The 785-nt window shown below is 43.3% G+C and carries 1 protein-coding gene; it reads right to left on the bottom strand.

Going from position 1 to position 785, the window contains the following annotated elements; genetic code table 11:
• Nucleotides 1–785 (bottom strand): phosphoglycerate kinase (locus ACRCJ0_RS16970; RefSeq protein WP_431391327.1); only part of this gene is annotated, 785 nt, incomplete at both ends.

The following is a 785-nucleotide window of genomic DNA, read 5'->3' as shown; positions in this document are numbered from 1 at the left end:
GTGATGCCCCACCACCGGTAGAAATGTGTGAGAATTTGTCAGCTAAACCTAATTGGTAAGCAGCTGCAGCTGAGTCACCACCACCGATGATAGTTGTAGCATCGGTTAAGTTAGCGATAGCTTCACCAACACCGTTAGTACCTTTTGCGAAACTTGGCATTTCGAATACACCCATAGGGCCATTCCAAACAACAGTTTTCGCGTCTGCAACTTGTGCTGCGTAGTACTCAACAGTCTTAGGACCTACGTCAAGTGATTGCCAGTCAGCTGGAATGCCATCAACATCAACAACATCAGTGTTAGCGTCGTTGTCAAAGGCGTCAGCTACAACAAAGTCAACTGGTAATACTAAACGGTCGCCTGCGCGTTCAATTAAGTCTTTAGCCAATGGAATTTTGTCTTCTTCAAGTAAAGAGCCACCAACTTCGTATCCTTGAGCTTTCATGAATGTATAAGCCATACCACCACCGATTAAGACTTTATCAGCCTTGTTTAGTAACGATTCGATTACTGAAATCTTGTCAGATACTTTCGCACCACCTAAGATTGCAACGAATGGACGTTTTGGTTCGTTAACAGCGTCGCCTAAGAATTGGATCTCTTTTTCCATTAAGAAACCGGCAACTGCTTCGATGTTGTTTGAGATACCAACGTTAGAAGCATGTTCACGGTGAGCAGTACCGAATGCATCATTAACAAATACGTCGCCTAATGAAGCCCAGTATTTACCTAATTCAGGATCGTTCTTGCTTTCTTTCTTACCATCTACATCTTCGAAACGAGTA

It is taken from the genome of Aerococcus sp. L_32, assembly GCF_050689315.1.
The sequence above is the reverse complement of the archived record's forward strand: the minus strand, read 5'-3'. Positions and strand labels throughout refer to the sequence as shown.